Below are 23,964 nucleotides of genomic sequence, written 5' to 3' on the forward strand. Positions count from 1 at the left end.
AAACTGTGAAACTTAACCTTACAAAAACAATAATTATGTATTATCTTTCTTCAACAGGAACGAATTTTCTTTCCGTTGCCCCGATATAAATTTGTCTTGGTCTTCCAATAGGTTCCTTTTTAAGACGCATTTCTCTCCATTGTGCAATCCATCCAGGTAAACGTCCTATAGCAAACATAACCGTAAACATATCGGTTGGAATGCCCATCGCTCTGTAAATGATTCCTGAATAAAAATCTACATTAGGATATAGTTTTCTATCTACAAAATATTGATCTTTTAAAGCCTCTTGTTCTAAACCTTCTGCAATGCTTAAGATTGGATCTTCAATACCTAATTGACTTAATACCTCGTCGGCTGCTTTTTTAATGATCTTAGCACGTGGATCGAAGTTTTTATAAACACGGTGTCCGAATCCCATTAAACGGAAAGGGTCGTTTTTATCTTTTGCTTTAGCCATGTATTTTTTCGTGTCGCCACCATCGGCTTGAATAGCTTCAAGCATTTCAAGCACAGCTTGGTTCGCACCCCCGTGAAGAGGCCCCCATAATGCTGAAATACCTGCGGAAATTGAAGCAAATAAACCTGCGTGAGACGATCCTACAATTCTAACTGTAGAGGTAGAACAGTTTTGCTCATGGTCGGCGTGTAAAATTAATAACTTATCTAAAGCATCAACCAACACTTTATTTTGCACATACTCGCCATTAGGTTTTTTGAACATCATTTTTAAGATATTCTCTACGTAACCTAAGGAGTTATCACCGTAATCTAATGGTAAACCAGATTTTTTTCTATAGGTCCAAGCCACAAGAACAGGCATTTTACCTAAAATTCTTACTACAGACTTGTACATGTCTGCCTCAGACTCAACATTCACAGAAGAGGGGTTGAAAGCTGTTAATGCACTTGTTAAGGAAGAAATAATTCCCATCGGGTGAGCCGATTTAGGGAAGGCTTCAATAATTTTCTTTATATCCTCATCGACATAAGATTCGGCCCTAATATCATCGTGAAACTTATCATTTTGTTCCTTAGTAGGGAGCTCACCAAAAATCAATAAGTATGCTACTTCTAGGAAATCTGCATTTTCAGCTACTTCATCAATTGAATAACCACGATATCTTAAAATTCCTTTTTCACCGTCTAAAAAAGTAATAGCACTTTCACAGGCACCAGTATTTTTATATCCTGGATCAATTGTAATAACACCTTCAGTTGCGGTTCTTAATTTCGTTATATCTATTGCTAGTTCATTTTCTGTTCCTTTTATTAAAGGAAATTCATATTTTTTACCATCAATATCAATGGTAGCTTTATCTGCCATACTATAATGTGAGTTTAATTTATTTTTGCGGAACGCTAATTTAAGAAATATATCGCCTTATTTAGAAAGATTATTTAGAATGTTTTTTTCAATTGACAAATTGATAAAATTGATGTTAAATAAAAAGCGATTATTAAAATAATAATCGCTTTTTTATCTATACTTCAAAAGAAGTTGGATGTTATTTTATTTTAAAGGCTTTTTCTTGAGGAAAATAAGCTACATCTCCTAATTCTTCTTCAATTCTTAATAACTGATTGTATTTAGCCATACGGTCACTACGTGAAGCAGATCCTGTTTTAATTTGGCCACAGTTTAATGCTACAGCTAAATCAGCGATAGTATTATCTTCAGTTTCACCAGAACGGTGAGACATTACCGAAGTATATCCAGCATTTTTAGCCATATTTACAGCTGCAATTGTTTCTGTTAAAGAACCAATTTGGTTTACTTTAATTAGGATTGAATTAGCAATACCTTCTTCAATACCACGAGATAAACGCTCTACGTTAGTTACGAATAAATCATCTCCAACCAATTGTACTTTATCTCCAATTAACTCTGTTAAGTAAGACCAACCTTCCCAGTCATTTTCATCCATACCATCTTCAATAGAAATGATAGGGTACTTTTCAACCAATTGTGCTAAGTATTCTGCTTGCTCTTTTGAATTTCTTACAACACCGCTATCGCCTTCAAATTTTTTGTAATCGTATTTGCCATCAACAAAAAATTCAGCAGCAGCGCAATCTAAAGCGATTTTCACTTCATCACCAAACTTATATCCAGCATTTTCAACAGCTTTAGCTATAGTGTCTAAGGCATCTTCTGTCCCTCCCGCAAGGTTTGGAGCAAAACCACCTTCATCACCAACAGCAGTACTTAAGTTTCTGTCGTGTAATACCTTTTTAAGGTTATGAAAAATTTCAGTACCCATTTGCATAGCATGTGTGAAATTTTTAGCTTTCACAGGCATGATCATAAACTCTTGAAATGCGATAGGCGCATCAGAGTGAGATCCACCATTGATGATATTCATCATTGGTACTGGTAATGTGTTTGCAGAAACACCACCTACATATCTATATAACGGCATATTTAACTCGTTGGCAGCAGCTTTAGCAACCGCTAAAGAAACACCAAGAATAGCATTAGCTCCTAATTTAGATTTGTTAGCAGTACCATCTAAATCGATCATAATTTTATCGATAAGATTTTGTTCAAAAACAGATACCCCTAAAAGCTCTTCAGCAATAATAGAGTTTACGTTATCTACAGCTTTAAGAACCCCTTTACCCATGTAAGTATCTCCGCCGTCACGTAATTCAACAGCTTCATGCTCTCCTGTTGATGCTCCTGATGGTACAGCAGCTCTACCTAAAATATTGTTTTCTGTTACGACATCAACTTCAACAGTTGGATTACCTCTTGAATCTAAAATTTGTCTAGCGTGGACATTAATTATAATACTCATAATTGCTTTATTTTAAAACTTTATATTAATTCAAATTTACGGCTAAATCTGGTTTTTAAGGGCAAAATTTTAAAGAAATTAACAGAATAATTCTCTACAACGTTTTAGTAAAAAAAATCCCCTTCAATAGCAAAGTATTAAAGGGGAAGTAAAAGTTTTATTTTTTAATATTTTCTATAAATTGATCGAAAAGATAATCAGAATCATGCGGACCAGGACTAGCCTCTGGGTGATACTGAACCGAGAAACAATTTTTACTTTTCATGGCTAAGCCTGCAACGGTATTATCGTTTAAGTGCACATGCGTAACTTCCAAGTCTGGATGTGCTTCGGCCTCTTCCCTATTCACGGCAAAACCATGATTTTGAGAGGTAATTTCACCTTTGCCTGTAATCATATTTTTTACAGGATGATTGATTCCTCTATGACCATTGTGCATTTTATAGGTAGAAATACCGTTAGCACGTGCAATCACTTGGTGTCCTAAACAGATACCAAACAACGGTAAATCTCTTTTAATAATTTCTTTGGCCACTTCTTGAGCTTCTACTAAAGGTTCTGGATCTCCAGGTCCATTAGATAAAAAATAACCATCGGGATTAAAGGCTTCTAAATCAGAAAAAGAAGCGTTGTAAGGAAATACTTTAATATAAACATCACGTTTAGCGATGTTTCTTAATATGTTCTTTTTAATACCAATATCTAGGGCTGCTACTTTATATGTCGCATTTTCATCGCCAAAATAATATGGTTCTTTAGTAGAGACTTTAGAGGCCAACTCAAGCCCCTCCATATTAGGTACTTCTGCTAATTGTTTCTTAAGACCTTCAATATTATCTACTTCCGTTGAAATTAGCGCATTCATCGCTCCATGATCTCGAATATAGCTTACTAGAGCACGGGTATCAACATCAGAAATAGCGAGTAAATTATTTTTATCTAAAAATTCTTCTAGAGAAGCATCGGCGTCTACTCTTGAATATTCATAACTAAAATTTTTAACAATTAACCCTGCAATTTTAATGGAATCGGATTCTACTTCTTCAGAGTTTGTTCCATAGTTACCAATATGGGCATTAGTAGCTACCATTAGTTGTCCGTAATAAGAAGGGTCCGTAAAAATTTCTTGGTAACCAGTCATTCCCGTATTAAAACATACTTCTCCAAAAGAAGTTCCTTGTTTATTACCAACTGCCTTACCGTGAAAAATGGTACCATCAGCTAAAAGAACGATGGCTTTGTTTCTTTTTTGATATTTCATATGATTCTTATGAGCTTCCTGAGGTTAGCTTTCAGGAAAAAAGTTTTACAAAATTGCGCAAAAAAAAGGATAAACTAAAATAGTTTATCCTTTATATTTTAAAATGCTTATCAACATTTATTATTCCTCTTCGTTTGAAGCTTTAGTTTCAACTGGAGCAGTTTCAGCTGGTTTAGAACCACCTCTTCTACTTCTTCTTGTTGTTTTCTTCTTAGCTTTATCAGCGTTGTAGATTTCGTTATAATCAACTAATTCTATCATCGCCATATCAGCGTTATCACCTAAACGATTACCTAATTTGATAATTCTAGTATAACCTCCTGGTCTGTCAGCAATTTTTACAGCTACTTCTCTGAATAATTCAGTTACTGCATCTTTTTGTCTCAAGCTTGCCATAACAATACGTCTGTTATGTGTGCTATCAACTTTAGATTTAGTAATCATTGGCTCAACAAATTGTTTTAAAGCCTTTGCTTTAGCAACAGTAGTATTAATACGCTTGTGCTCGATTAAAGAACAAGCCATATTAGCTAACATAGCTTTTCTATGTGCTGTTTTTCTACCTAAGTGGTTTACTTTTTTTCCGTGTCTCATGACATTTTAAATTTGACATCATCTTGCTACCAGATCCGTTTTGGAGAGCAAATTATGAGTCGTTAATAATTATTTGTTGATAAATTAGAAACTTAAATGGGTTACCCCGAATAAATCCCTTAGTCTTTATCTAATTTATATTTACTTAAATCCATTCCAAAATTAAGACCTTTAACATTAACAAGCTCTTCAAGCTCAGTTAAAGATTTTTTACCAAAGTTTCTGAATTTCATTAAATCATTTTTATTGAATGATACTAAGTCACCTAAAGTATCAACTTCAGCAGCTTTTAAACAGTTAAGTGCACGAACAGATAAATCCATATCGATTAACTTTGTTTTAAGCAACTGTCTCATGTGAAGTGATTCCTCATCATAAGTTTCAGTTTGTGCAATTTCATCAGCCTCTAAAGTGATACGCTCATCAGAGAATAACATAAAGTGGTGAATTAAAGTTTTAGCACCTTCAGTTAAAGCGTCTTGTGGAGAGATTGAACCATCGGTAATGATTTCAAAAACTAATTTTTCGTAATCAGTTTTTTGCTCAACACGGTAGTTTTCAATACTATACTTAACGTTTTTTATTGGTGTGTAAATTGAATCTGTAAAGATGGTTCCAATTGGTGCAGAAGCTTTTTTATTTTCTTCAGCAGGAACATATCCTCTACCTTTTTCAATTGTGATTTCCATGTTAAAGTTCACTTTAGGATCTAAATTACAGATCACTAATCCAGTGTTTAACACTTGAAACCCAGAAATAAATTTCTGAAAATCGCCAGCTGTAATTCTATCTTGTCCAGAGATTGAAATTGAAATTGATTCATTATCAATATCATCAATTTGTCTCTTAAAACGCACTTGTTTTAAGTTTAAGATAATTTCTGTAACGTCTTCTACAACGCCAGAAATAGCTGAAAATTCATGATCTACACCTTCAATTCTTACTGAAGTGATTGCAAATCCTTCTAAAGAAGATAATAATACTCTTCTTAATGCATTACCAACTGTAAGACCATAACCAGGTTCTAGAGGTCTGAATTCGAATTTTCCTTCGAAATCAGTAGAATCGATCATGATTACTTTGTCGGGCTTTTGAAAATTAAATACTGCCATTTTGTTTCTTCGTTTTAATTGTTATTTGGTTGCGCGGTTTATAAGTTTGAAGAAAGACGAATAAACCCTTTGGCCAAATACCAATATGGTTAATTTATTATTTAGAATATAATTCGACGATAAACTGTTCGTTTATGTTTTCTGGAATTTGAATTCTTTGAGGTACAGAAACGTAAGTTCCCTGTTTTGTATCGTTGTTCCAAGTAATCCACTCGTAAACCGTGCTAGCATTAGAAAGAGATCTTTCGATAGCTTCAAGAGATTTAGATTTTTCACGAACAGCAACAACATCACCAGCATGTAATTGGTAAGATGGAATGTTTACAATTTCTCCATTTACAGTAATATGTCTGTGAGAAACTAATTGTCTGGCACCGCTTCTAGTTGGAGCAATACCCATTCTGAATACTACGTTATCTAATCTAGACTCACATAATTGAAGTAATACTTCACCAGTAATACCTTGAGCAGCTCTCGCTTTTTTAAACAATCCTCTAAATTGACGTTCTAAAATACCGTAAGTATATTTAGCTTTTTGTTTCGCTTCTAATTGAATTGCGTATTCAGATTTTTTACCACGTCTTCTGTTGTTTCCATGTTGCCCAGGAGGGTAATTTCTTTTTTCGAAAGATTTGTCATCTCCGAAAATAGCTTCGCCAAATTTACGAGCTATTTTAGTTTTAGGACCAGTATATCTTGCCATAATAAATTTAATTAAGGGAGTGATTATGAATTAAGGTCTTAATCTTATCCTTCGATAATCTCTTGATCTCCCGTTGATACTTGTTTTTTTTCAGTTTGCAAATGTATACAAAAAATTAATACCACCTAGCCTGTAGGTGATATTAATTTTTAATTTGCTTTATTTAAGCCTCTAAATAGAATGAGATTAAACTCTTCTTCTTTTAGGAGGACGACAACCATTGTGTGGTAATGGAGTAACATCGATAATTTCAGTTACTTCAATTCCTGCGTTATGGATAGAACGGATAGCAGATTCTCTACCGTTTCCTGGTCCTTTAACATAAACCTTTACCTTTTTTAAGCCAGCTTCTTGAGCTACAGCAGCAGCATCTTCAGCAGCTAATTGAGCAGCATAAGGAGTGTTTTTCTTAGAACCTCTAAATCCCATTTTACCAGCAGAAGACCATGAAATCACGTCTCCTTTTTTATTGGTAAGTGAAATAATAATGTTATTGAATGATGCCGTTACGTGAGCTTCACCAACAGACTCTACAATAACTTTACGTTTTTTTGTGCTTGTTTTTGCCATATTCTTTTAGTTTTTAGTTGCTAGCTTTTAGTTATTGGAATCCTAAACTATAACATTTCGAGCAGATTCTTCTAACGTCCAAATACTAATGAACTAATGACTGTTTTAATTATTACTTAGTTGCTTTTTTCTTGTTAGCAACAGTTTTTCTTCTACCTTTTCTTGTTCTAGAGTTGTTTTTAGTACGTTGACCTCTTAAAGGAAGTCCAGCTCTATGACGAATACCTCTATAACATCCGATATCCATTAAACGTTTAATGTTTAATTGTGTTTCAGAACGTAATTCACCTTCGATAGTAAAACTACCAACAGCTTCACGAATGTTACTAATTTGATCGTCTGTCCAATCTTGAACTTTTGTGCTTTCATCAACTTTAGCAGTCTCTAAAATTTCTTTAGCTCTACTTCTACCTATTCCGTAGATATAAGTTAATGATATAACACCTCTTTTGTTTTTTGGTATGTCTACACCTGCAATTCTTGCCATATTCTTTTAGTTTTTAGCTGTTAGTTTTTAGTTGTTAGAATCCTAAACATTTCTATTTCGAACAGATTCTCATCTAACTACTTTGTCACTAATGGCTCTTATCTAATTATTAACCTTGTCTTTGTTTAAATCTAGGATTCTTTTTGTTTATCACGTAAAGTCTACCTTTTCTACGCACGATTTTACAATCTGCACTTCTCTTTTTAACTGAAGCTCTTACTTTCATCGTATTAGTATCTATAAGTTATTCGAGCCTTACTTAAATCGTAAGGACTCATTTCTAATTTTACTTTATCTCCAGGTAATAATTTAATATAATGCATACGCATTTTACCAGAGATATGGGCAGTCACAATGTGACCATTTTCTAATTCAACACGAAACATCGCATTAGATAATGCTTCTATAATTGTTCCGTCTTGTTCTATTGCTGCTTGTTTTGCCATAGTATAATAATTAAGCTACTGCCTTTCTATTTTTACCTGTCTTCATCAAACCATCATAGTGTCTATTCAACAAATAAGAATTTATTTGTTGCATCGTGTCTATTGCAACTCCAACCATAATTAATAACGACGTTCCTCCGAAAAATAAAGCCCAACCTTGTTGTACCCCCATAAGCTTAACAATAACCGCTGGGAAAATAGCGATAAGTGCTAAAAAGATAGAACCTGGTAAGGTAATTTGAGACATAATTTTATCTAAATAATCTGATGTCTCAGATCCTGGACGTATTCCTGGAATGAAACCTCCACTACGTTTTAAATCGTCGGCCATTTTATTTGTAGGAACCGTAATTGCCGTATAAAAGTATGTAAATACAATAATCAATAAAGCAAATGTAAGATTATAAACAAACCCAAACATATCAGAATAATTAATTTGTAACCAAGCACCAGCAGCAGTTTCCTTTAAGAAAGAAGAACCACCAATTAAACCTGGAACAAACATAATAGCCTGAGCGAAAATGATTGGCATCACCCCAGAAGCATTAAGCTTCAAAGGGATATATTGTCTTGAACCTGCCATAGCACTTTTCTCATAACCACCAGATGCTGTTCTTCTAGCATATTGTACAGCAATTTTTCTAACACCCATTACAAGCATGATTGCTGCTAAAATGATTACAAACCAGATTACAAATTCAATTAATACCATCATTAAACCACCGTTACCACCACCTTCTAATCTGGTAGCTGCATTTTGTAAAAATGCTTGAGGCAAGGTAGCAATGATACCAACCATAATTAATAAAGAAATTCCATTACCAATACCTTTATCGGTAATTTTCTCTCCCAACCACATAGCGAAAATACATCCCGTTACTAAGATTGACACTGAAGAGAAATAAAATAATGGCCCTGTCCCTAATAAAAACGCGCTTTGAGGAATACCTAATGCAGGTAAACTTGCTAAATAACCAGGCGCTTGTAATAAACAGATAGCAATAGTTAACCAACGTGTAATTTGGTTAATTTTCTTCTGACCACTAGCGCCTTCTTTTTGCAGTTTTTGCAAATAAGGAATGGCAATACCCATTAGTTGAACTACAATAGAAGCAGAAATGTAAGGCATAATACCAAGAGCAAAAACCGAAGCATTCGCAAATGCACCTCCTGTAAAGGCATTAAGCAAACCTAACAAACCACCGTCTGTTTTATCTGCTAAACCTTCTAATTGAGTGGCATCTATACCAGGTAATACTACTTGAGCACCAAAACGATAAACTAATAATAAACCTAGAGTAACTACGATTCTATTTCTTAGCTCTTCTATTTTCCAAACATTCTTAATTGATTCTATAATTTTCATACTTTATTTGAGTATTAAATATTTACAGCTTCTCCACCAGCAGCTTCAATAGCAGCTTTTGCTGAAGCAGTAAACTTATGGGCAGATACTTTTAATTTCGATTTTAATTCACCACGACCTAAAATTTTAACCAGGTCATTTTTACCGACTAAACGGTTTGCGAATAAAGTTTCAAAATCAACAGTGTCTCCAATTTTCTTATCATCAACCAATTGTTGTAAAGTATCTAAATTGATACCTTGGTATTCAACGCGGTTAATGTTTGTAAAACCAAACTTAGGCACACGTCTTTGAAGTGGCATTTGCCCTCCTTCAAATCCTAGCTTTTTAGAATAACCAGAACGTGACTTAGCTCCTTTGTGACCACGGGTTGCCGTACCACCTTTACCAGAACCTTGTCCTCTACCTATTCTTTTACCTTGGGTTTTTACTGAACCTTCTGCAGGTTTTAAATTACTTAAATCCATTTTTCAGTTTATATTTTTAAGCTTCCTCAACAGAAACTAAATGTGAAACTTTAGCAACCATACCAAGAATATTTGGTGTAGCTTCATGCTCTTTTACTTGACCAATCTTTTTAAGACCTAGAGCTTCTAAAGTTCTCTTTTGTCTTAGCGGGCGATTGATTGCGCTTTTAACTTTTTTTACTTTAATCTTTGCCATTTCTGTCTATATTAAGCGTTAAAAACTTGTTCAAGTGAAATACCTCTATCTCTAGCAATTACGTTTGCATCTCTTAATTGTAATAAAGCATCAAAAGTTGCTTTTACTACGTTATGAGGGTTTGACGATCCTTGAGATTTAGATAATACATCGTGCACACCAACGGCTTCTAACACTGTTCTTACAGCACCACCAGCGATAACCCCTGTACCAGGAGCAGCAGGAATAATATTAACTCTAGCTCCACCGTATTTACCTTTTTGCTCATGTGGTAAAGTTCCTTTAATAATAGGAATTCTCACAAGGTTTTTCTTAGCATCTTCTACTGCTTTTGCAATTGCACTAGCAACATCTTTAGATTTTCCTAAACCTTGTCCTACAACACCTGCTTCATCACCAACTACTACAATTGCTGAAAAACCAAATGCTCTACCACCTTTAGTTACTTTAGTAACTCTCTGTACACCAACTAAACGATCTTTAAGATCTAATCCACCTGGTTTTACTAACTCTGCACTTTTATATTTTTGAAACATAATATATTAGAATTTAAGTCCTGCTTCTCTAGCTCCTTCAGCTAATGATTTAACTCTACCGTGATATAAGTAACCACCTCTATCAAAAGAGATTGTTTCTACACCAGCTTTTAAAGCTTTCTCAGCAAGTGCCTTACCTACTAACTTAGCTACTTCTGATTTAGTTGCATTTGCAGCACTAATGTCTTTATCTCTTGAAGATGCTGAACTGATAGTATTACCAGTTACATCATCAACTAATTGAGCATAAATTTCTTTATTACTTCTATAAACAGCTAATCGTGGTTTTGCTTCTGTACCAGAAACAACCTTACGGATTCTGTTTTTTATTCTTAGTCTTCTTTCGTTCTTTGTCAATGCCATAACTTAATTATTAAGCTGATTTACCTGCTTTTCTTCTAATTTCTTCACCTACAAACTTGATACCTTTTCCTTTGTAAGGTTCAGGTTTTCTAAATCCACGGATCTTCGCAGCTACTTGACCAACAAGTTGTTTATCGAATGATGTTAACTTAACGATTGGGTTTTTACCTTTTTCAGAAACGGTTTCTACCTTAACTTCTGGAGCAATATCCATAACAATGTTATGAGAAAATCCTAAAGCTAAATCTAATTTTTGTCCTTGGTTAGATGCTCTATAACCTACACCAACCAATTCTAATTCTTTAGTCCATCCTTTAGATACACCTTCAATCATATTGTTTACTAAAGATCTGTATAAACCATGTTTGGCTTTTTGATCTTTGTGATCTGAAGAACGTGTTACTAAAACATCGCCTTCTTCTACTTTAATTTCAACAGTGTCGAAATTTTGAGTTAGTTCACCTAATTTTCCTTTTACAGTTAAAACGTTGTCTTTAACATCAACTGTTACACCTTCTGGAATGGCTACTGGATTATTTCCTATTCTTGACATTTCTTTCTGGTTTTAAAATTAGTAAACGTAACATAAAACTTCGCCACCTACATTATCTCTTTTGGCTTGTTTACCAGTCATAACTCCATGAGAAGTTGAAACGATGGCAATACCAAGTCCATTAAGGATACGAGGTAAATCTTTAGAACTAGCATACTTACGTAAACCAGGTGTACTAATTCTTTGAAGTTTTTTAATTACCGGCTCTTTAGTTTCTTTATTGTACTTAAGGGCTATTTTAATAGTACCTTGTACAGTAGAATCTTCAAATTTATAACTTAAAATATATCCTTGTTCGAATAAAATTTTAGTTATGTCTTTTTTCAAATTAGATGCTGGAATCTCTACCACTCTGTGGTTAGCACGCACCGCATTTCTAATTCTTGTCAAATAATCCGCAATTGGATCTGAGTACATAATGAATTGATTTTGTGATCTTGGTTTTCGGCCTTGCGCCGAACCTAAAATCTGATTATTTAAATAATATTACCAACTAGCTTTTCTTACACCAGGGATAAGACCTTGATTAGCCATTTCTCTAAAAGTTACACGAGAGATCCCGAAAGTTCTCATATATCCTTTTGGTCTTCCTGTTAATTTACATCTATTATGCTGACGAATAGGAGATGCATTTTTAGGCAACTTTTGTAATGCTTCGTAATCTCCAGCTTCTTTTAAAGCTTTACGTTTCTCAGCATATTTAGCTACAGTTTTTGCTCTTTTTACCTCACGGGCTTTCATTGATTCTTTAGCCATATCTTAGTTCTTTTGAAAAGGTAATCCTAATTCGGTTAATAATGATTTCGCTTCTTTATCAGTTTCGGCAGTTGTTACAAATGTAATATCCATACCAGAAATTTTGTTCACTTTATCAATGTTTATTTCTGGGAAGATAATTTGTTCAGTAATTCCTAAGTTGTAATTACCTCTACCATCGAAACCTGTAGCTTTAATTCCGTTAAAATCTCTTACACGTGGAAGTGCAGAAGTTACTAAACGGTCTAAAAACTCATACATTCTTTCACCACGTAAAGTTACTTTTGCGCCAATAGGCATGCCTTTACGTAATTTAAATGATGCAACATCCTTTTTAGATAATGTAGAAATCGCTTTTTGTCCAGATATAGTCGTTAATTCTTCTACAGCGTAGTCAATTAATTTTTTGTCTGCAACGGCTGCTCCAACACCTTTAGATATTACTATCTTAGAAAGTTTAGGAACTTGCATTACATTCTTATATCCAAATTCGTCTGTAAGAGCTGCAATTACTTTGCTTTTATACTCTTCTTTAAGTCTTGGTGAATATCCCATAACTATATTACTTCATTAGATTTTATTGAAAATCTTACTTTTTTATCACCTTCTACTCTATATCCAACTCTTGTTGTTTCTCCTTTTGAAGTTAACAATGATAAGTTAGAAACATGAATAGGTGCTTCTTTCTCTACGATTCCTCCTTGAGGATTTTGTGCACTTGGTTTAGTATGTTTCTTAACCATGTTTACACCCTCAACGATCGCTTTGTTCTTTTCTATTAATACTTTTTGCACAACACCTTCAGATCCTTTGTGATCTCCAGCGATTACTTTTACAGTATCTCCAGTTTTTATTTTAAGCTTTGTCATCTTACTTATAAATGTATTAAAGCACTTCTGGTGCTAATGATACAATCTTCATGAATTGTTTATCACGAAGCTCTCTAGCAACAGGACCAAATACACGTGTACCTCTCATCTCACCCGTTGGGTTTAATAATACACAAGCATTATCATCAAATCTTATATAAGATCCATCTGGTCTTCTTACTTCCTTCTTGGTACGTACAACAACTGCTGTAGAAACTGCTTTTTTCTTAACGTTTCCGTTAGGGGTTGCATCTTTTACAGAAACAACTATTTTGTCTCCAACAGAAGCGTATCTTCTTTTAGTACCTCCCAATACACGGATAACCAAAACTTCTTTTGCTCCTGTATTGTCTGCTACTTTTAATCTTGATTCTTGCTGTAACATAATTATTTAGCTCTTTCTATGATTTCTACTAATCTCCAACATTTAGATTTACTTAAAGGTCTAGTTTCCATGATCTTTACAGTATCACCAATATTACAATCGTTCGTTTCGTCGTGCGCAACATATTTCTTTGTTTTTAACACGAACTTACCATACATAGGGTGTTTTACTTTTTTAACCTCAGAAACCACAATTGATTTCTGCATCTTGTTACTAGTAACAACTCCTATACGTTCTTTTCTTAAATTTCTTGTTTCCATCTTTTCGGCAGAATTATTGTAATTCTCTTTTAGTTAATTCGGTCGCAATTCTAGCTACAGATCTTCTTACAGTACGTAATTGAATTGGATTCTCTAAAGGAGATATTGCATGAGCCAATTTTAGGTCTGAATAACTCTTTTTTGTTTCACTAAGTTTCTCTTGTAACTCAGCAACAGATAATTCTTTAATTTCTGATTGTTTCATAATATCAAATAAATTATGCTTCGTAATCTCTAGCGATTAAAAACTTAGTTTTAACAGGTAATTTTTGTGCTGCCAAACGTAATGCTTCTTTTGCAACGTCTAAAGGCACACCACCTATTTCAAATAAAACACGACCTGGTCTACAAACGGCTACCCAATATTCAACGGCACCTTTACCTTTACCCATACGTACTTCAAGAGGCTTTTTTGTGATAGGCTTGTCTGGAAATATTTTAATCCAAAGTTGACCTTCTCTTTTCATGTAACGCGTAGCGGCAATACGAGCTGCTTCAATTTGACGAGACGTTATAAAAGTTGCGTCTAATGCTTTTATTCCAAAAGTTCCGTTTGAAAGTTGGTGTCCTCTTCCAGAGAGACCTTTCATACGTCCTTTTTGCTGTTTACGAAATTTTGTTCTTTTAGGCTGTAACATTTTTCTTTACTTTATAAAAAATTACTTTCTACGACGAGGTTTGTTATCTCTGTTTCCGCCACGTCCTCCGGCTCCACCTTTTCCTTGCTTCTTAGATAAACCAACAAGCGGAGAAAGTTCTCTTTTACCATATACTTCACCTTTCATGATCCATACTTTAACACCTAATCTACCGTAAGTAGTGTGTGCCTCAACTAAAGCATAATCAATATCGGCTCTGAAGGTTGATAAAGGAATACGTCCTTCTTTGTAGTGTTCTGAACGTGCCATCTCAGCACCATTTAAACGACCACTAATTTGGATTTTAATTCCTTCAGCATTCATACGCATTGTAGCAGCGATAGCCATTTTAATTGCACGTCTGTATGAAATTCTATTTTCAATTTGACGAGCAATACTTGATCCTACTAAAAATGCATCAAGTTCAGGTCTTTTAATTTCAAAGATGTTAATCTGAACCTCTTTTCCTGTAATTTTCTTAAGCTCTTCTTTTAACTTGTCTACCTCTTGACCACCTTTACCGATAATAATACCAGGTCTAGCAGTAGTGATAGTAACGGTTACAAGTTTTAAAGTTCTTTCAATAATTACTCTACTAACACTAGCTTTAGATAAACGCGCGTGAACGTATTTTCTAATTTTATCGTCTTCGGCAAGCTTATCTCCATAATCATTACCTCCGTACCAGTTAGATTCCCATCCTCTGATAATACCTAAGCGATTTCCGATTGGATTTGTTTTTTGTCCCATACTTCTATCTTAGCTTTGTGTGTTATTTTTAGCTCCTACCACTAATGTTACGTGGTTCGAACGTTTTCTAATTCTGTGTGCACGACCTTGAGGTGCTGGACGCAATCTTTTTAACATAGATCCACCATCAACTCTAATCTCTTTTACTATTAATCCAGCCTCTTCTATGTTACCTTCTTCGTTTTTAGCTTGCCAGTTTGCAATTGCAGACAATAACAATTTTTCTAAACGACCAGATGCTTCTTTTTGGTTGAATTTTAAAATATTAAGTGCATTTTCTACTTTTTCACCTCTTACTAAATCGGCTACTAAACGCATTTTTCTCGGTGATGTAGGACAATTATTAAGTTTAGCAAAAGCAACTTGCTTTTTTCCTTCCTTAATAGCGTCTGCCATTTGTTTTTTACGACTTCCCATAGCTTACTACTTTTTACCTTTATTTTTAGCACCTGCATGTCCACGAAATGAACGTGTTGGTGAAAATTCTCCTAATTTATGTCCTACCATGTTCTCAGTAACATATACTGGTACAAATTGGCGGCCATTGTGTACTGCGATTGTTTGTCCAACAAAATCTGGAGTAATCATACTTGCTCTTGACCAAGTTTTGATTACTGTTTTTTTGTTTCCTTCAACATTTACAGCAACTTTTTTCTCTAATTTATAATGAACGTAAGGTCCTTTTTTTAATGATCTTGCCATGTCTTATTTCTTTCTACGTTCTACAATATATTTATTACTTGCTTTCGTCTTAGAACGGGTTCTGTATCCTTTAGCTGGCACACCGTTTCTAGAACGTGGGTGTCCACCTGAAGATTTACCTTCACCACCACCCATTGGGTGATCAACTGGATTCATTACTACTGGTCTAGTACGTGGTCTTCTACCTAACCATCTTGTTCTACCCGCTTTACCACCTACTAATAATTGGTGATCTGAGTTAGAAACAACACCCACAGTAGCCATACAGTTCACAAGAATTAATCTTGTTTCACCTGAAGGTAATTTTACTGTAGCAAATTTACCATCTCTTGCCATTAACTGAGCAAAAGCACCAGCACTACGTGCCATAACAGCACCTTGACCTGGACGTAACTCTACACAAGAAATAATTGTTCCTAATGGAATTTCACTTAATGGCATGGCATTTCCAATTTCTGGAGCGATACCTTCTGTACCAGACACTACATTTTGTCCAACTTGTAAACCATTTTGAGCAATAATGTATCTTTTCTCACCATCTTGATAATTCAATAAAGCGATAAAAGCTGTTCTGTTTGGATCGTATTGAATTGAAGCTACTTCAGCTGGAATCCCTGCTTTGTCTCTTTTAAAATCAATGATACGATACTTTCTTTTATGACCACCACCAATATAGCGCATGGTCATTTTTCCTTGACTGTTTCTACCACCAGACCTTTTATTCGGAACGAGTAAACTCTTTTCCGGCTTATCAGTAGTAATGGCGTCATAACCATTTACTACTCTAAAACGCTGTCCTGGGGTGATTGGTTTTAATTTTCTTACTGACATTTGTCTTTAATTACATGTTACTGTATAAATCAATCATTTCACCTTCCGCCAGTTGTACAATTGCCTTTTTAACAGCATTTGTTTTACCATGTTGAATACCAGTTTTAGTAAACTTGGTACTACGATCTGGACGGACATTTATAGTACGAACTTTTTCAACAGAAACACCATAAGCAGCTTCAACCGCTTTTTTGATTTCTACCTTGTTCGCCTTCGTGTTCACTGCGAAAGTATAGCAATTTCTTAACTCGCTATCTGCAGTCGCTTTTTCTGTGATTATAGGTTTAATTAAGATACTCATCTGTTTCTTATTTACTTAAGTTTGTTTCAATTCCTGCTAATGCTCCTTCTAATAAAACAACTTGTCCTGCATTTAGGATTTTGTAAGTGCTTAATTCTGAAGAAGTAATAACCTCTGTACGTTGTACATTACGAGATGCTAAATAAACATTGTTATTTGCAGCACCTAATACGAACAAAGTTTTTTTGTTTTCAAGTTCTAAGGCTTTTAAAACAGCAGTAAAGTTTTTAGTCTTTACTGTATCAAAATTAAAGTCTTCTAAAACTGTAATTGATTTTTCTCCTGCTTTGATACTTAAGGCAGACTTACGTGCTAAACGCTTTAAGTTTTTATTAAGTTTGAAGCTGTAATTTCTAGGTCTTGGACCGAACATACGACCACCACCTTTAAATACACCAGACTTAATACTACCTGCTCTTGCAGTACCTGTTCCTTTTTGCTTTTTAATCTTACGCGTAGATCCAGAAATCTCAGCTCTCTCTTTAGATTTGTGAGTTCCTTGTCTTTGGTTTGCTAAATATTGTTTAACATCCAAATATACAGCGTGATTATTAGGCTCAATAGCAAACACATCTTTAGAAAGGTCTGCCTTTCTACCTGTGTCTTTTCCGTTTATATCTAAAACTGCTACTTTCATTATTTTCTAATAATTACATAAGCGTTTTTGTGTCCAGGTACACACCCTTTCACTACTAGTAGGTTCTTTTCAGCAACTACTTTTAAAACTCTTAAATTTTGAACTTTAACTGTGTCTCCACCCATTCTTCCTGCCATTTTCATTCCTTTGAAAACTCTTGCAGGGTAAGATGCAGCTCCAATTGATCCTGGCGCTCTTAAACGGTTATGTTGACCGTGAGTAGCTTGACCTACACCACCGAAACCATGACGTTTTACAACACCTTGAAATCCTTTACCTTTAGATGTTCCTGCTACATCAACAAATTCACCTTCAGCAAAGTGATCTACAGTAACAGCATCTCCTAATTTGTACTCCGCATCAAAACCTTTGAATTCAACGAGTTTTCGCTTAACAGAAGTACCCGCTTTTTTAGCATGACCTAAGTCTGCTTTAGTAGCGCTTTTTTCTGTCGCGTCATCGAAACCAAGTTGCACAGCATTATAACCGTCAACTTCTTCAGTTCTGACTTGGGTAACGATACATGGTCCAGCTTCGATAACTGTACAAGGAATGTTCTTCCCGTTTTCATCGAAGATGCTGGTCATACCGATTTTCTTTCCAATTAACCCAGACATATTTAATTATTTATTAATGATTTACTTATTTATTAAAAACATTTAAGGCTGAAAATACCATTCAGCCTTGAAGTGTATTTTTGCCGTTTTTCCCGCAACCGCATTGGTGGGACATGTAAACATGAAGTTAAACTCCACATTTTAGGAGTGCAAATGTAGAGTTTTATTTTGATTTAAAAAAATGATTATCAAATAATTCTACATAAATTCTTTATAACCACATAATTAGTAGAATTTACACCAATTTAGTATTATTAAGCACGCCAAAAGTAAGGCGATTTAAACCATTAAAACACCTTAAAAAGCTCCAGAAACACTAATAAAACAACTATAAACACAAAAAAGCACCAGAATAATAACTTATCCTGATGCTTTACTTTATAAAGTATTAAAAGTTTAAACTTTTAATCTACTTATACTTTAATTTCTACTTCTACACCACTTGGTAACTCTAATTTCATTAGAGCATCAATCGTTTTTGAAGATGAAGAGTAAATATCAAGTAAACGCTTGTAAGAGCTTAATTGAAATTGTTCTCTAGATTTCTTGTTAACGTGTGGAGAACGTAATACAGTGAAAATTTTCTTGTGTGTTGGTAATGGAATTGGTCCAGTTACAACAGCACCAGTACTTTTTACTGTTTTTACAATCTTATCAGCAGACTTGTCTACTAAGTTATGATCGTAAGACTTTAATTTTATTCTGATTTTTTGACTCATTTTCTTAACTTTTTAAGATTATTCTCCTTTTGCTGCTTTTATAACCTCTTCAGAAATATTTGAAGGTGTTTCAGCATAGTGTGAAAATTCCATTGTTGATGTTGCACGACCAGATGACAATGTTCTTAATGTTGTTACATAACCAAACATTTCCGATAATGGTACAGTAGCTTTTACAGTTTTTGCTCCAGCTCTATCACCCATATCACTAACCTGACCTCTTCTTCTATTTAAATCACCTACAATATCACCCATGTTTTCTTCAGGAGTAATAACCTCAAGTTTCATAATAGGCTCCATAATAACCGCTTTTGCAGCTTTTGCAGAGTTTTTAAATCCTAATTTTGCAGCTAATTCGAAAGATAATTGATCCGAATCCACATCGTGGTAAGAACCATCAGTTAATGTTACTTTCATAGCATCAACCTCGTATCCTGCTAATGGTCCATTAACCATAGCCATTTTGAATCCTTTTTCAATTGAAGGGATAAATTCTTTAGGAACGTTACCACCTTTAATTTCAGAAACAAATTCTAAACCAACTTTACCTTCTTCAGCAGGCTCAAGTGTAAATACGATATCAGCAAATTTACCACGTCCACCAGATTGTTTCTTATAAACTTCTCTGTGTTCTGCACGTTGTGTAATAGCCTCTTTGTACTCAACTTGTGGTTGACCTTGATTTACTTCAACCTTAAACTCACGTTTAAGACGGTCTACAATAATATCTAAGTGAAGCTCACCCATTCCAGAGATAATAGTCTGTCCTGAAGCTTCATCAGTTCTAGCAGTAAAGGTTGGATCTTCCTCAGCTAATTTAGCTAAAGCCATACCCATTTTATCTACATCTGCTTTAGTTTTAGGCTCAACCGCGATACCAATTACTGGATCTGGGAAGTCCATAGATTCTAAAACGATAGGATGCTTTTCATCAGACATCGTATCACCAGTCTTGATATCTTTAAATCCTACTGCTGCTCCAATATCACCTGCTTCGATAAAATCGATAGCATTTTGTTTATTAGAGTGCATTTGATAGATACGTGAAATACGTTCTTTTTTACCTGAACGGTTATTTAAGATATAAGATCCTGCATCTAAACGACCTGAATATGCTCTAAAGAAAGCTAAACGTCCTACGAAAGGATCGGTAGCAATTTTAAATGCTAAAGCCGAGAAAGGCTCTTTTACATCTGGCTTACGTTTTTCTTCGTCACCTGTTGATGGGTTAGTTCCAACAACACTATCTCTATCTAATGGAGAAGGCAAATAACGACATACAGCATCTAATAAAAACTGTACTCCTTTATTTTTGAAAGCAGAACCACAAATCATAGGAATGATTGACATGTCCATTACAGCAGCTCTAAGTGCAGCGTGCACTTCTTCTTCTGTAATAGAATCTTCATCTTCCATGAATTTTTCTAATAGATTCTCGTCATAACCAGCAACCTCTTCAATAAGTAGGGCACGGTATTTACGAGCTTCTTCTTTCATATCTTCTGGAATATCGATCACATCAAAAGTGGCCCCTTGAGTTTCATCATGCCAAATAATAGCACGATTTTTTACTAAATCGACAATTCCTTTAAAGTCTGCCTCATCACCAATGTTTAAAACGATTGGCACAGCGTTAGACTTTAACATATCTTTTACTTGTTGACAAACACCTAAAAAGTTAGATCCTTGACGGTCCATTTTGTTAACGAAACCAATTCTAGGCACTTTATAGTTATCAGCTAGTCTCCAGTTAGTTTCAGATTGAGGCTCAACACCATCAACAGCACTAAATAAGAATACTAAACCATCAAGAACACGTAACGATCTGTTTACCTCAACGGTAAAATCTACGTGGCCCGGAGTATCGATAATATTAAAGTGGTAATCTTTTGTTTCAGGTAATGGCTGTGCATTTTCCATTGGGAATTTCCAAGAACAAGTTGTTGCAGCAGAAGTAATTGTAATACCTCTCTCTTGCTCTTGCTCCATCCAGTCCATTGTTGCAGCACCATCATGCACCTCTCCAATTTTATGAGAAACACCTGTATAATAAAGTACACGTTCTGTAGTAGTGGTTTTCCCTGCATCAATATGTGCAGCGATACCAATATTTCTAGTGAATTCTAAATCTCTTGCCATTTCTTATTAAAATCTAAAGTGAGAGAATGCTTTGTTTGCTTCCGCCATCTTGTGCGTATCAACTCTTTTCTTAACCGCTGCACCTTCTTCTTTAGCTGCTGCTAAGATTTCGGTTGCTAAACGTAAGGCCATAGACTTTTCATTTCTTTTACGTGAAAAGCTAATTAACCATTTCATAGCCGTAGAAACTTTACGGTCTGGACGAATTTGCATTGGAATTTGGAATGTTGCACCACCAACACGACGGCTACGTACTTCTACGTGAGGCATCACATTTGATAAAGCATCTTTCCAGATCTCTAAAGCGGTTTTCTCTTCGTCAGTTTTTTTCGAATCTACAATATCAATTGCATCGTAGAATACTTTAAAAGCTACCGATTTCTTTCCATCCCACATCATCATGTTAACGAAACGAGTTACTAACTGATCGTTAAAACGTGGATCTGGTAAAAGCGGTCTCTTTTTTGCTGCTCTTTTTCTCATGTCTTCTTTTTGAGTTTTTAGTTTTTGGTTATAAGCTAATAGCTATTCGTTTTTTCAAACTTTTAACTTTTAACTTCTAACTTCTAACTTTAATTTTACTTCTTAGGGCGTTTAGCACCATACTTAGATCTACGTTGCGTTCTACCTGAAACACCTGCTGTGTCTAAAGCACCACGTACAATGTGATATCTAACTCCTGGTAAATCTTTTACCCTTCCACCTCTTACCAATACTATCGAGTGCTCTTGTAGATTGTGTCCTTCACCACCGATGTATGCATTAACCTCGTTTCCGTTTGTTAAACGAACCCTTGCTACCTTACGCATTGCTGAGTTAGGTTTTTTAGGTGTCGTTGTGTAAACACGAGTACACACACCACGTCTTTGCGGACAAGAATCTAAAGCAGCCGATTTACTCTTCTTGGTAATTTTGACTCTTCCTTTTCTTACTAATTGCGAAATTGTTGGCATATATATTATATATAAATTTTATTATCCTCTTCTAAGAGGGCTGCAAAGGTAGAAATTAAATTTTATTATTCAAATCCTAATTCATTAATTTTCAACCTAAAATGAAAATAACTTATTCACTTATATTATCAAGTGGTATTTTCCGTTAGATTTACAACTAAAAAACCCAAGGTCCAAAACGTGAAGAAACCTATCTATTTCATAACCACTCTCTCCATGCTTTTATCACTGAATGGGTTTACACAAAATCTGGGTTTAAAAGCATACGGCAAATCAGATTCTGAAACTTCAACAATTAAGAATTTAAACTACACCGCCTTTCACAAAAACTACAAGTCTGTGAAATTGGAAGTTGACAGCATCCAAAACGCCCTTTTAAAAATGGGATATATTGAAAACGAATTAAAGTTTATTAAAAAAATAAACGATTCTACAGTCGAATCTCTCATTCATCTAAAAAATAAAATCGACACCATATATATATACCACGACAAAAATGAGATAAACACCTCCAAAATTAATCAGGTTTCAAAAATTATTAACGACACCTGTTTTGCGGTAAAGGTTTCTAACCTGGAAAACACCTTAAATTATTTAAACGCCGAGATTTCTAAAAAAGGGTTTCCTTTTTCTAACCTAAAACTATCAAACATTAAAAAACGAGACTCCATTTCACTTAAAGCATTTTTAAAACTAAATACTTCCAAACAAAAAAGAACTATTGATCATATTATAATAAAAGGATACCAAAAATTTCCTAAAGCCTATTTAAAACATTTTTTAAAAATAAAACCATGTCAAACTTTCGATTTAAACCATATTAAGTTAAAAACAGAACAACTTAATAATATGAATTTTGCTCGAGAAACCAAAAGCCCCGAAGTACTATTCACCAAAGATTCAACAAGTCTATACCTCTATATTGAAAAAACACAAAGCAACACCTTTGATGGTTTTATAGGTTTTGGAACCAATGAAGACACCAATAAATTAGAATTTGATGGCTATTTAAATTTAACCCTCATAAACAATTTAAATTTTGGAGAGGCCTTTCGAGTTTTATACAAAAGTGACGAAAACGACCAGCGAACATTTGAAACCAACTTAACCTTACCTTATTTATTTAACACCCCAATTGGTGTAGAACTTATGTTGCGCCTTTTCAAAAAAGACTCATCTTTTACAACGGCAAACCAATCTGCTAAACTTCACTATCAAATAAACTCAAAAAACAAAGCCTTAGTAGGCATAACCTCGACAGAATCGAACAATTTACGTTCTGAGAATACAGCGAGTTTAGTTTCAGATTATACCACTTTCAATTACACCTTAGGTTATGAATTTAATAGTTCCAGAACATTGAATTTGCTTTTCCCTTTTAATTCGAAACTTTACACCAATATTGGCTTCGGAAAACGAAAAACATCCAATGCGCATGAAAACCAAACTTTAGCATCGCTAGATGGCTTTAAAATTTTTAACCTAAATCACAAAAACAGCTTATATATTAGAACTTATGGCGAAGCACTAATTTCTAATAATTATTACGAAAATGAACTACTGCGCTTTGGAGGTATAAATTCTATAAGAGGTTTTGAAGAAAACAGCCTTTACGCGTCTTTATTCGGGTTAATAAATAGCGAATACAGATTTCAACTAAGCAACACCATATATATTCATTCTATTATCGATGCGGCTTATTTTGAAAACAAAACAACCGATACACACGAAAAACTATACGGATTTGGCTTCGGATTTGGCCTATTAACCAAAACTGGCCTATTTAAATTAAACTACGCCTTAGGAAAAACCGAAAATGAAAATGCGAAACTTTCAAATTCGAAGATACATTTAAGTTTTATAGCTAATTTTTAGCTTTTTTCGCCGAATTATTTACAATTATAACTAAAATTGGCATATTTTAACAAATTTTCATTGGTTTATTGGATTCT

Annotated in this window: 36 protein-coding genes; 1 reads left to right on the forward strand and 35 read right to left on the reverse strand. The window is 34.5% G+C overall.

Annotation, left to right across the window (positions count from 1 at the left end; all coding sequences use genetic code 11):
* Window positions 1-40 precede the first annotated feature (40 nt).
* The 35 genes from C1A40_RS03665 to rpsL all read right to left on the reverse strand — a co-directional run bounded on the left by C1A40_RS03665 (window position 41) and on the right by rpsL (window position 22,012).
* Window positions 41-1,327, reverse strand: coding sequence for a citrate synthase (locus C1A40_RS03665; RefSeq protein WP_102994722.1), 1,287 nt, complete (start codon window positions 1,325-1,327; stop codon window positions 41-43).
* Between the two features lie 181 nt (window positions 1,328-1,508).
* Window positions 1,509-2,801 carry a phosphopyruvate hydratase gene (eno, locus tag C1A40_RS03670; RefSeq protein ID WP_102994723.1) on the reverse strand — a complete coding sequence of 431 codons (1,293 nt, stop codon included), beginning with the start codon at window positions 2,799-2,801 and terminating at the stop codon, window positions 1,509-1,511.
* 157 nt (window positions 2,802-2,958) lie between these two features.
* On the reverse strand, window positions 2,959-4,062 hold the full coding sequence (carA, locus tag C1A40_RS03675; protein WP_102994724.1) for a glutamine-hydrolyzing carbamoyl-phosphate synthase small subunit: 1,104 nt from the start codon (window positions 4,060-4,062) through the stop codon (window positions 2,959-2,961).
* 120 nt (window positions 4,063-4,182) lie between these two features.
* A complete protein-coding gene (gene rplQ, locus C1A40_RS03680) occupies window positions 4,183-4,656 on the reverse strand; it encodes a 50S ribosomal protein L17 (RefSeq protein WP_067147397.1) in 474 nt (157 codons plus the stop codon).
* A gap of 119 nt (window positions 4,657-4,775) precedes the next feature.
* The gene (locus tag C1A40_RS03685) at window positions 4,776-5,768 is read right to left on the reverse strand and encodes a DNA-directed RNA polymerase subunit alpha (protein WP_102994725.1); all 993 of its coding nucleotides are present in this window, start codon (window positions 5,766-5,768) and stop codon (window positions 4,776-4,778) included.
* Window positions 5,769-5,865: 97 nt separating this feature from the next.
* A complete protein-coding gene (rpsD, locus tag C1A40_RS03690; RefSeq protein WP_102994726.1) occupies window positions 5,866-6,471 on the reverse strand; it encodes a 30S ribosomal protein S4 in 606 nt (201 codons plus the stop codon).
* 186 nt (window positions 6,472-6,657) lie between these two features.
* On the reverse strand, window positions 6,658-7,041 hold the full coding sequence (gene rpsK / locus C1A40_RS03695; RefSeq protein WP_067147387.1) for a 30S ribosomal protein S11: 384 nt from the start codon (window positions 7,039-7,041) through the stop codon (window positions 6,658-6,660).
* 112 nt (window positions 7,042-7,153) lie between these two features.
* Window positions 7,154-7,528: a 30S ribosomal protein S13 gene (gene rpsM / locus C1A40_RS03700; protein ID WP_067147384.1), complete on the reverse strand. Its 375-nt coding sequence runs from the start codon at window positions 7,526-7,528 to the stop codon at window positions 7,154-7,156.
* Between the two features lie 109 nt (window positions 7,529-7,637).
* Window positions 7,638-7,754 carry a type B 50S ribosomal protein L36 gene (ykgO, locus tag C1A40_RS03705; RefSeq protein ID WP_013305171.1) on the reverse strand — a complete coding sequence of 39 codons (117 nt, stop codon included), beginning with the start codon at window positions 7,752-7,754 and terminating at the stop codon, window positions 7,638-7,640.
* Between the two features lie 4 nt (window positions 7,755-7,758).
* Window positions 7,759-7,974, reverse strand: a complete 216-nt coding sequence (infA, locus tag C1A40_RS03710) for a translation initiation factor IF-1 (protein WP_028289261.1) — start codon at window positions 7,972-7,974, stop codon at window positions 7,759-7,761.
* 10 nt (window positions 7,975-7,984) lie between these two features.
* On the reverse strand, window positions 7,985-9,340 hold the full coding sequence (secY, locus tag C1A40_RS03715) for a preprotein translocase subunit SecY (RefSeq protein WP_102994727.1): 1,356 nt from the start codon (window positions 9,338-9,340) through the stop codon (window positions 7,985-7,987).
* 14 nt (window positions 9,341-9,354) lie between these two features.
* A complete protein-coding gene (gene rplO / locus C1A40_RS03720; RefSeq protein ID WP_102994728.1) occupies window positions 9,355-9,807 on the reverse strand; it encodes a 50S ribosomal protein L15 in 453 nt (150 codons plus the stop codon).
* Window positions 9,808-9,823: 16 nt separating this feature from the next.
* A complete protein-coding gene (rpmD, locus tag C1A40_RS03725) occupies window positions 9,824-10,003 on the reverse strand; it encodes a 50S ribosomal protein L30 (protein ID WP_102994729.1) in 180 nt (59 codons plus the stop codon).
* Window positions 10,004-10,014: 11 nt separating this feature from the next.
* Window positions 10,015-10,539 carry a 30S ribosomal protein S5 gene (gene rpsE / locus C1A40_RS03730; RefSeq protein ID WP_102994730.1) on the reverse strand — a complete coding sequence of 175 codons (525 nt, stop codon included), beginning with the start codon at window positions 10,537-10,539 and terminating at the stop codon, window positions 10,015-10,017.
* 6 nt (window positions 10,540-10,545) lie between these two features.
* On the reverse strand, window positions 10,546-10,902 hold the full coding sequence (gene rplR / locus C1A40_RS03735; protein ID WP_102994731.1) for a 50S ribosomal protein L18: 357 nt from the start codon (window positions 10,900-10,902) through the stop codon (window positions 10,546-10,548).
* A gap of 10 nt (window positions 10,903-10,912) precedes the next feature.
* Window positions 10,913-11,455 carry a 50S ribosomal protein L6 gene (rplF, locus tag C1A40_RS03740; RefSeq protein WP_067147361.1) on the reverse strand — a complete coding sequence of 181 codons (543 nt, stop codon included), beginning with the start codon at window positions 11,453-11,455 and terminating at the stop codon, window positions 10,913-10,915.
* Window positions 11,456-11,473: 18 nt separating this feature from the next.
* The gene (gene rpsH / locus C1A40_RS03745) at window positions 11,474-11,872 is read right to left on the reverse strand and encodes a 30S ribosomal protein S8 (RefSeq protein ID WP_102994732.1); all 399 of its coding nucleotides are present in this window, start codon (window positions 11,870-11,872) and stop codon (window positions 11,474-11,476) included.
* A gap of 69 nt (window positions 11,873-11,941) precedes the next feature.
* Complete coding sequence (gene rpsN / locus C1A40_RS03750) at window positions 11,942-12,211, reverse strand: 30S ribosomal protein S14 (protein ID WP_040278732.1); 270 nt, start codon at window positions 12,209-12,211, stop codon at window positions 11,942-11,944.
* Between the two features lie 3 nt (window positions 12,212-12,214).
* Entirely contained in the window at window positions 12,215-12,766 is a 552-nt protein-coding gene (gene rplE, locus C1A40_RS03755; RefSeq protein WP_102994733.1) for a 50S ribosomal protein L5, read from the reverse strand.
* Between the two features lie 2 nt (window positions 12,767-12,768).
* The gene (gene rplX, locus C1A40_RS03760; RefSeq protein WP_102994734.1) at window positions 12,769-13,080 is read right to left on the reverse strand and encodes a 50S ribosomal protein L24; all 312 of its coding nucleotides are present in this window, start codon (window positions 13,078-13,080) and stop codon (window positions 12,769-12,771) included.
* A gap of 16 nt (window positions 13,081-13,096) precedes the next feature.
* A complete protein-coding gene (rplN, locus tag C1A40_RS03765) occupies window positions 13,097-13,465 on the reverse strand; it encodes a 50S ribosomal protein L14 (protein ID WP_067147352.1) in 369 nt (122 codons plus the stop codon).
* A gap of 2 nt (window positions 13,466-13,467) precedes the next feature.
* The gene (gene rpsQ, locus C1A40_RS03770; RefSeq protein WP_054729566.1) at window positions 13,468-13,725 is read right to left on the reverse strand and encodes a 30S ribosomal protein S17; all 258 of its coding nucleotides are present in this window, start codon (window positions 13,723-13,725) and stop codon (window positions 13,468-13,470) included.
* Window positions 13,726-13,738: 13 nt separating this feature from the next.
* Window positions 13,739-13,930, reverse strand: coding sequence for a 50S ribosomal protein L29 (gene rpmC / locus C1A40_RS03775; RefSeq protein ID WP_067147350.1), 192 nt, complete (start codon window positions 13,928-13,930; stop codon window positions 13,739-13,741).
* 13 nt (window positions 13,931-13,943) lie between these two features.
* The gene (gene rplP, locus C1A40_RS03780) at window positions 13,944-14,363 is read right to left on the reverse strand and encodes a 50S ribosomal protein L16 (RefSeq protein WP_067147348.1); all 420 of its coding nucleotides are present in this window, start codon (window positions 14,361-14,363) and stop codon (window positions 13,944-13,946) included.
* Window positions 14,364-14,384: 21 nt separating this feature from the next.
* A complete protein-coding gene (gene rpsC, locus C1A40_RS03785) occupies window positions 14,385-15,113 on the reverse strand; it encodes a 30S ribosomal protein S3 (protein ID WP_067147346.1) in 729 nt (242 codons plus the stop codon).
* A 9-nt stretch (window positions 15,114-15,122) separates the two neighbouring features.
* Window positions 15,123-15,530, reverse strand: coding sequence for a 50S ribosomal protein L22 (gene rplV / locus C1A40_RS03790; protein WP_067147344.1), 408 nt, complete (start codon window positions 15,528-15,530; stop codon window positions 15,123-15,125).
* A 6-nt stretch (window positions 15,531-15,536) separates the two neighbouring features.
* On the reverse strand, window positions 15,537-15,815 hold the full coding sequence (rpsS, locus tag C1A40_RS03795) for a 30S ribosomal protein S19 (protein WP_067147342.1): 279 nt from the start codon (window positions 15,813-15,815) through the stop codon (window positions 15,537-15,539).
* Window positions 15,816-15,818: 3 nt separating this feature from the next.
* Window positions 15,819-16,646, reverse strand: coding sequence for a 50S ribosomal protein L2 (gene rplB / locus C1A40_RS03800; RefSeq protein ID WP_067147340.1), 828 nt, complete (start codon window positions 16,644-16,646; stop codon window positions 15,819-15,821).
* Window positions 16,647-16,656: 10 nt separating this feature from the next.
* The gene (rplW, locus tag C1A40_RS03805; RefSeq protein WP_019386269.1) at window positions 16,657-16,947 is read right to left on the reverse strand and encodes a 50S ribosomal protein L23; all 291 of its coding nucleotides are present in this window, start codon (window positions 16,945-16,947) and stop codon (window positions 16,657-16,659) included.
* A gap of 7 nt (window positions 16,948-16,954) precedes the next feature.
* Window positions 16,955-17,584 carry a 50S ribosomal protein L4 gene (gene rplD / locus C1A40_RS03810; RefSeq protein WP_102994735.1) on the reverse strand — a complete coding sequence of 210 codons (630 nt, stop codon included), beginning with the start codon at window positions 17,582-17,584 and terminating at the stop codon, window positions 16,955-16,957.
* Complete coding sequence (rplC, locus tag C1A40_RS03815; protein WP_067147336.1) at window positions 17,584-18,201, reverse strand: 50S ribosomal protein L3; 618 nt, start codon at window positions 18,199-18,201, stop codon at window positions 17,584-17,586. Before rplC ends, rplD begins: the two co-directional genes overlap by 1 nt.
* 413 nt (window positions 18,202-18,614) lie before the next feature.
* Window positions 18,615-18,920 carry a 30S ribosomal protein S10 gene (rpsJ, locus tag C1A40_RS03820; RefSeq protein ID WP_007650482.1) on the reverse strand — a complete coding sequence of 102 codons (306 nt, stop codon included), beginning with the start codon at window positions 18,918-18,920 and terminating at the stop codon, window positions 18,615-18,617.
* 18 nt (window positions 18,921-18,938) lie between these two features.
* Complete coding sequence (fusA, locus tag C1A40_RS03825) at window positions 18,939-21,059, reverse strand: elongation factor G (RefSeq protein ID WP_102994736.1); 2,121 nt, start codon at window positions 21,057-21,059, stop codon at window positions 18,939-18,941.
* Window positions 21,060-21,065: 6 nt separating this feature from the next.
* A complete protein-coding gene (gene rpsG / locus C1A40_RS03830; protein ID WP_067147332.1) occupies window positions 21,066-21,542 on the reverse strand; it encodes a 30S ribosomal protein S7 in 477 nt (158 codons plus the stop codon).
* 95 nt (window positions 21,543-21,637) lie between these two features.
* Complete coding sequence (rpsL, locus tag C1A40_RS03835; protein ID WP_102994737.1) at window positions 21,638-22,012, reverse strand: 30S ribosomal protein S12; 375 nt, start codon at window positions 22,010-22,012, stop codon at window positions 21,638-21,640.
* Window positions 22,013-22,228: 216 nt separating this feature from the next.
* Here rpsL and C1A40_RS03840 point away from each other — a divergent pair, with 216 nt between their 5' ends.
* Window positions 22,229-23,887: a BamA/TamA family outer membrane protein gene (locus tag C1A40_RS03840; RefSeq protein ID WP_102994738.1), complete on the forward strand. Its 1,659-nt coding sequence runs from the start codon at window positions 22,229-22,231 to the stop codon at window positions 23,885-23,887.
* The last annotated feature ends 77 nt before the right edge of the window (window positions 23,888-23,964 follow it).

Source organism: Tamlana carrageenivorans, assembly GCF_002893765.1.
In the GTDB taxonomy this organism is placed as follows: Bacteria; Bacteroidota; Bacteroidia; order Flavobacteriales; family Flavobacteriaceae; genus Pseudotamlana; species Pseudotamlana carrageenivorans.

Coding starts and splice junctions, on each gene's coding strand:
- C1A40_RS03665 (WP_102994722.1), bottom strand. CDS start 1,327: ATGGCAGATAAAGCTACCATTGATATTGATGGTAAAAAATATGAATTT.
- eno (WP_102994723.1), bottom strand. CDS start 2,801: ATGAGTATTATAATTAATGTCCACGCTAGACAAATTTTAGATTCAAGA.
- carA (WP_102994724.1), bottom strand. CDS start 4,062: ATGAAATATCAAAAAAGAAACAAAGCCATCGTTCTTTTAGCTGATGGT.
- rplQ (WP_067147397.1), bottom strand. CDS start 4,656: ATGAGACACGGAAAAAAAGTAAACCACTTAGGTAGAAAAACAGCACAT.
- C1A40_RS03685 (WP_102994725.1), bottom strand. CDS start 5,768: ATGGCAGTATTTAATTTTCAAAAGCCCGACAAAGTAATCATGATCGAT.
- rpsD (WP_102994726.1), bottom strand. CDS start 6,471: ATGGCAAGATATACTGGTCCTAAAACTAAAATAGCTCGTAAATTTGGC.
- rpsK (WP_067147387.1), bottom strand. CDS start 7,041: ATGGCAAAAACAAGCACAAAAAAACGTAAAGTTATTGTAGAGTCTGTT.
- rpsM (WP_067147384.1), bottom strand. CDS start 7,528: ATGGCAAGAATTGCAGGTGTAGACATACCAAAAAACAAAAGAGGTGTT.
- ykgO (WP_013305171.1), bottom strand. CDS start 7,754: ATGAAAGTAAGAGCTTCAGTTAAAAAGAGAAGTGCAGATTGTAAAATC.
- infA (WP_028289261.1), bottom strand. CDS start 7,974: ATGGCAAAACAAGCAGCAATAGAACAAGACGGAACAATTATAGAAGCA.
- secY (WP_102994727.1), bottom strand. CDS start 9,340: ATGAAAATTATAGAATCAATTAAGAATGTTTGGAAAATAGAAGAGCTA.
- rplO (WP_102994728.1), bottom strand. CDS start 9,807: ATGGATTTAAGTAATTTAAAACCTGCAGAAGGTTCAGTAAAAACCCAA.
- rpmD (WP_102994729.1), bottom strand. CDS start 10,003: ATGGCAAAGATTAAAGTAAAAAAAGTTAAAAGCGCAATCAATCGCCCG.
- rpsE (WP_102994730.1), bottom strand. CDS start 10,539: ATGTTTCAAAAATATAAAAGTGCAGAGTTAGTAAAACCAGGTGGATTA.
- rplR (WP_102994731.1), bottom strand. CDS start 10,902: ATGGCATTGACAAAGAACGAAAGAAGACTAAGAATAAAAAACAGAATC.
- rplF (WP_067147361.1), bottom strand. CDS start 11,455: ATGTCAAGAATAGGAAATAATCCAGTAGCCATTCCAGAAGGTGTAACA.
- rpsH (WP_102994732.1), bottom strand. CDS start 11,872: ATGTACTCAGATCCAATTGCGGATTATTTGACAAGAATTAGAAATGCG.
- rpsN (WP_040278732.1), bottom strand. CDS start 12,211: ATGGCTAAAGAATCAATGAAAGCCCGTGAGGTAAAAAGAGCAAAAACT.
- rplE (WP_102994733.1), bottom strand. CDS start 12,766: ATGGGATATTCACCAAGACTTAAAGAAGAGTATAAAAGCAAAGTAATT.
- rplX (WP_102994734.1), bottom strand. CDS start 13,080: ATGACAAAGCTTAAAATAAAAACTGGAGATACTGTAAAAGTAATCGCT.
- rplN (WP_067147352.1), bottom strand. CDS start 13,465: ATGTTACAGCAAGAATCAAGATTAAAAGTAGCAGACAATACAGGAGCA.
- rpsQ (WP_054729566.1), bottom strand. CDS start 13,725: ATGGAAACAAGAAATTTAAGAAAAGAACGTATAGGAGTTGTTACTAGT.
- rpmC (WP_067147350.1), bottom strand. CDS start 13,930: ATGAAACAATCAGAAATTAAAGAATTATCTGTTGCTGAGTTACAAGAG.
- rplP (WP_067147348.1), bottom strand. CDS start 14,363: ATGTTACAGCCTAAAAGAACAAAATTTCGTAAACAGCAAAAAGGACGT.
- rpsC (WP_067147346.1), bottom strand. CDS start 15,113: ATGGGACAAAAAACAAATCCAATCGGAAATCGCTTAGGTATTATCAGA.
- rplV (WP_067147344.1), bottom strand. CDS start 15,530: ATGGGAAGTCGTAAAAAACAAATGGCAGACGCTATTAAGGAAGGAAAA.
- rpsS (WP_067147342.1), bottom strand. CDS start 15,815: ATGGCAAGATCATTAAAAAAAGGACCTTACGTTCATTATAAATTAGAG.
- rplB (WP_067147340.1), bottom strand. CDS start 16,646: ATGTCAGTAAGAAAATTAAAACCAATCACCCCAGGACAGCGTTTTAGA.
- rplW (WP_019386269.1), bottom strand. CDS start 16,947: ATGAGTATCTTAATTAAACCTATAATCACAGAAAAAGCGACTGCAGAT.
- rplD (WP_102994735.1), bottom strand. CDS start 17,584: ATGAAAGTAGCAGTTTTAGATATAAACGGAAAAGACACAGGTAGAAAG.
- rplC (WP_067147336.1), bottom strand. CDS start 18,201: ATGTCTGGGTTAATTGGAAAGAAAATCGGTATGACCAGCATCTTCGAT.
- rpsJ (WP_007650482.1), bottom strand. CDS start 18,920: ATGAGTCAAAAAATCAGAATAAAATTAAAGTCTTACGATCATAACTTA.
- fusA (WP_102994736.1), bottom strand. CDS start 21,059: ATGGCAAGAGATTTAGAATTCACTAGAAATATTGGTATCGCTGCACAT.
- rpsG (WP_067147332.1), bottom strand. CDS start 21,542: ATGAGAAAAAGAGCAGCAAAAAAGAGACCGCTTTTACCAGATCCACGT.
- rpsL (WP_102994737.1), bottom strand. CDS start 22,012: ATGCCAACAATTTCGCAATTAGTAAGAAAAGGAAGAGTCAAAATTACC.
- C1A40_RS03840 (WP_102994738.1), top strand. CDS start 22,229: ATGCTTTTATCACTGAATGGGTTTACACAAAATCTGGGTTTAAAAGCA.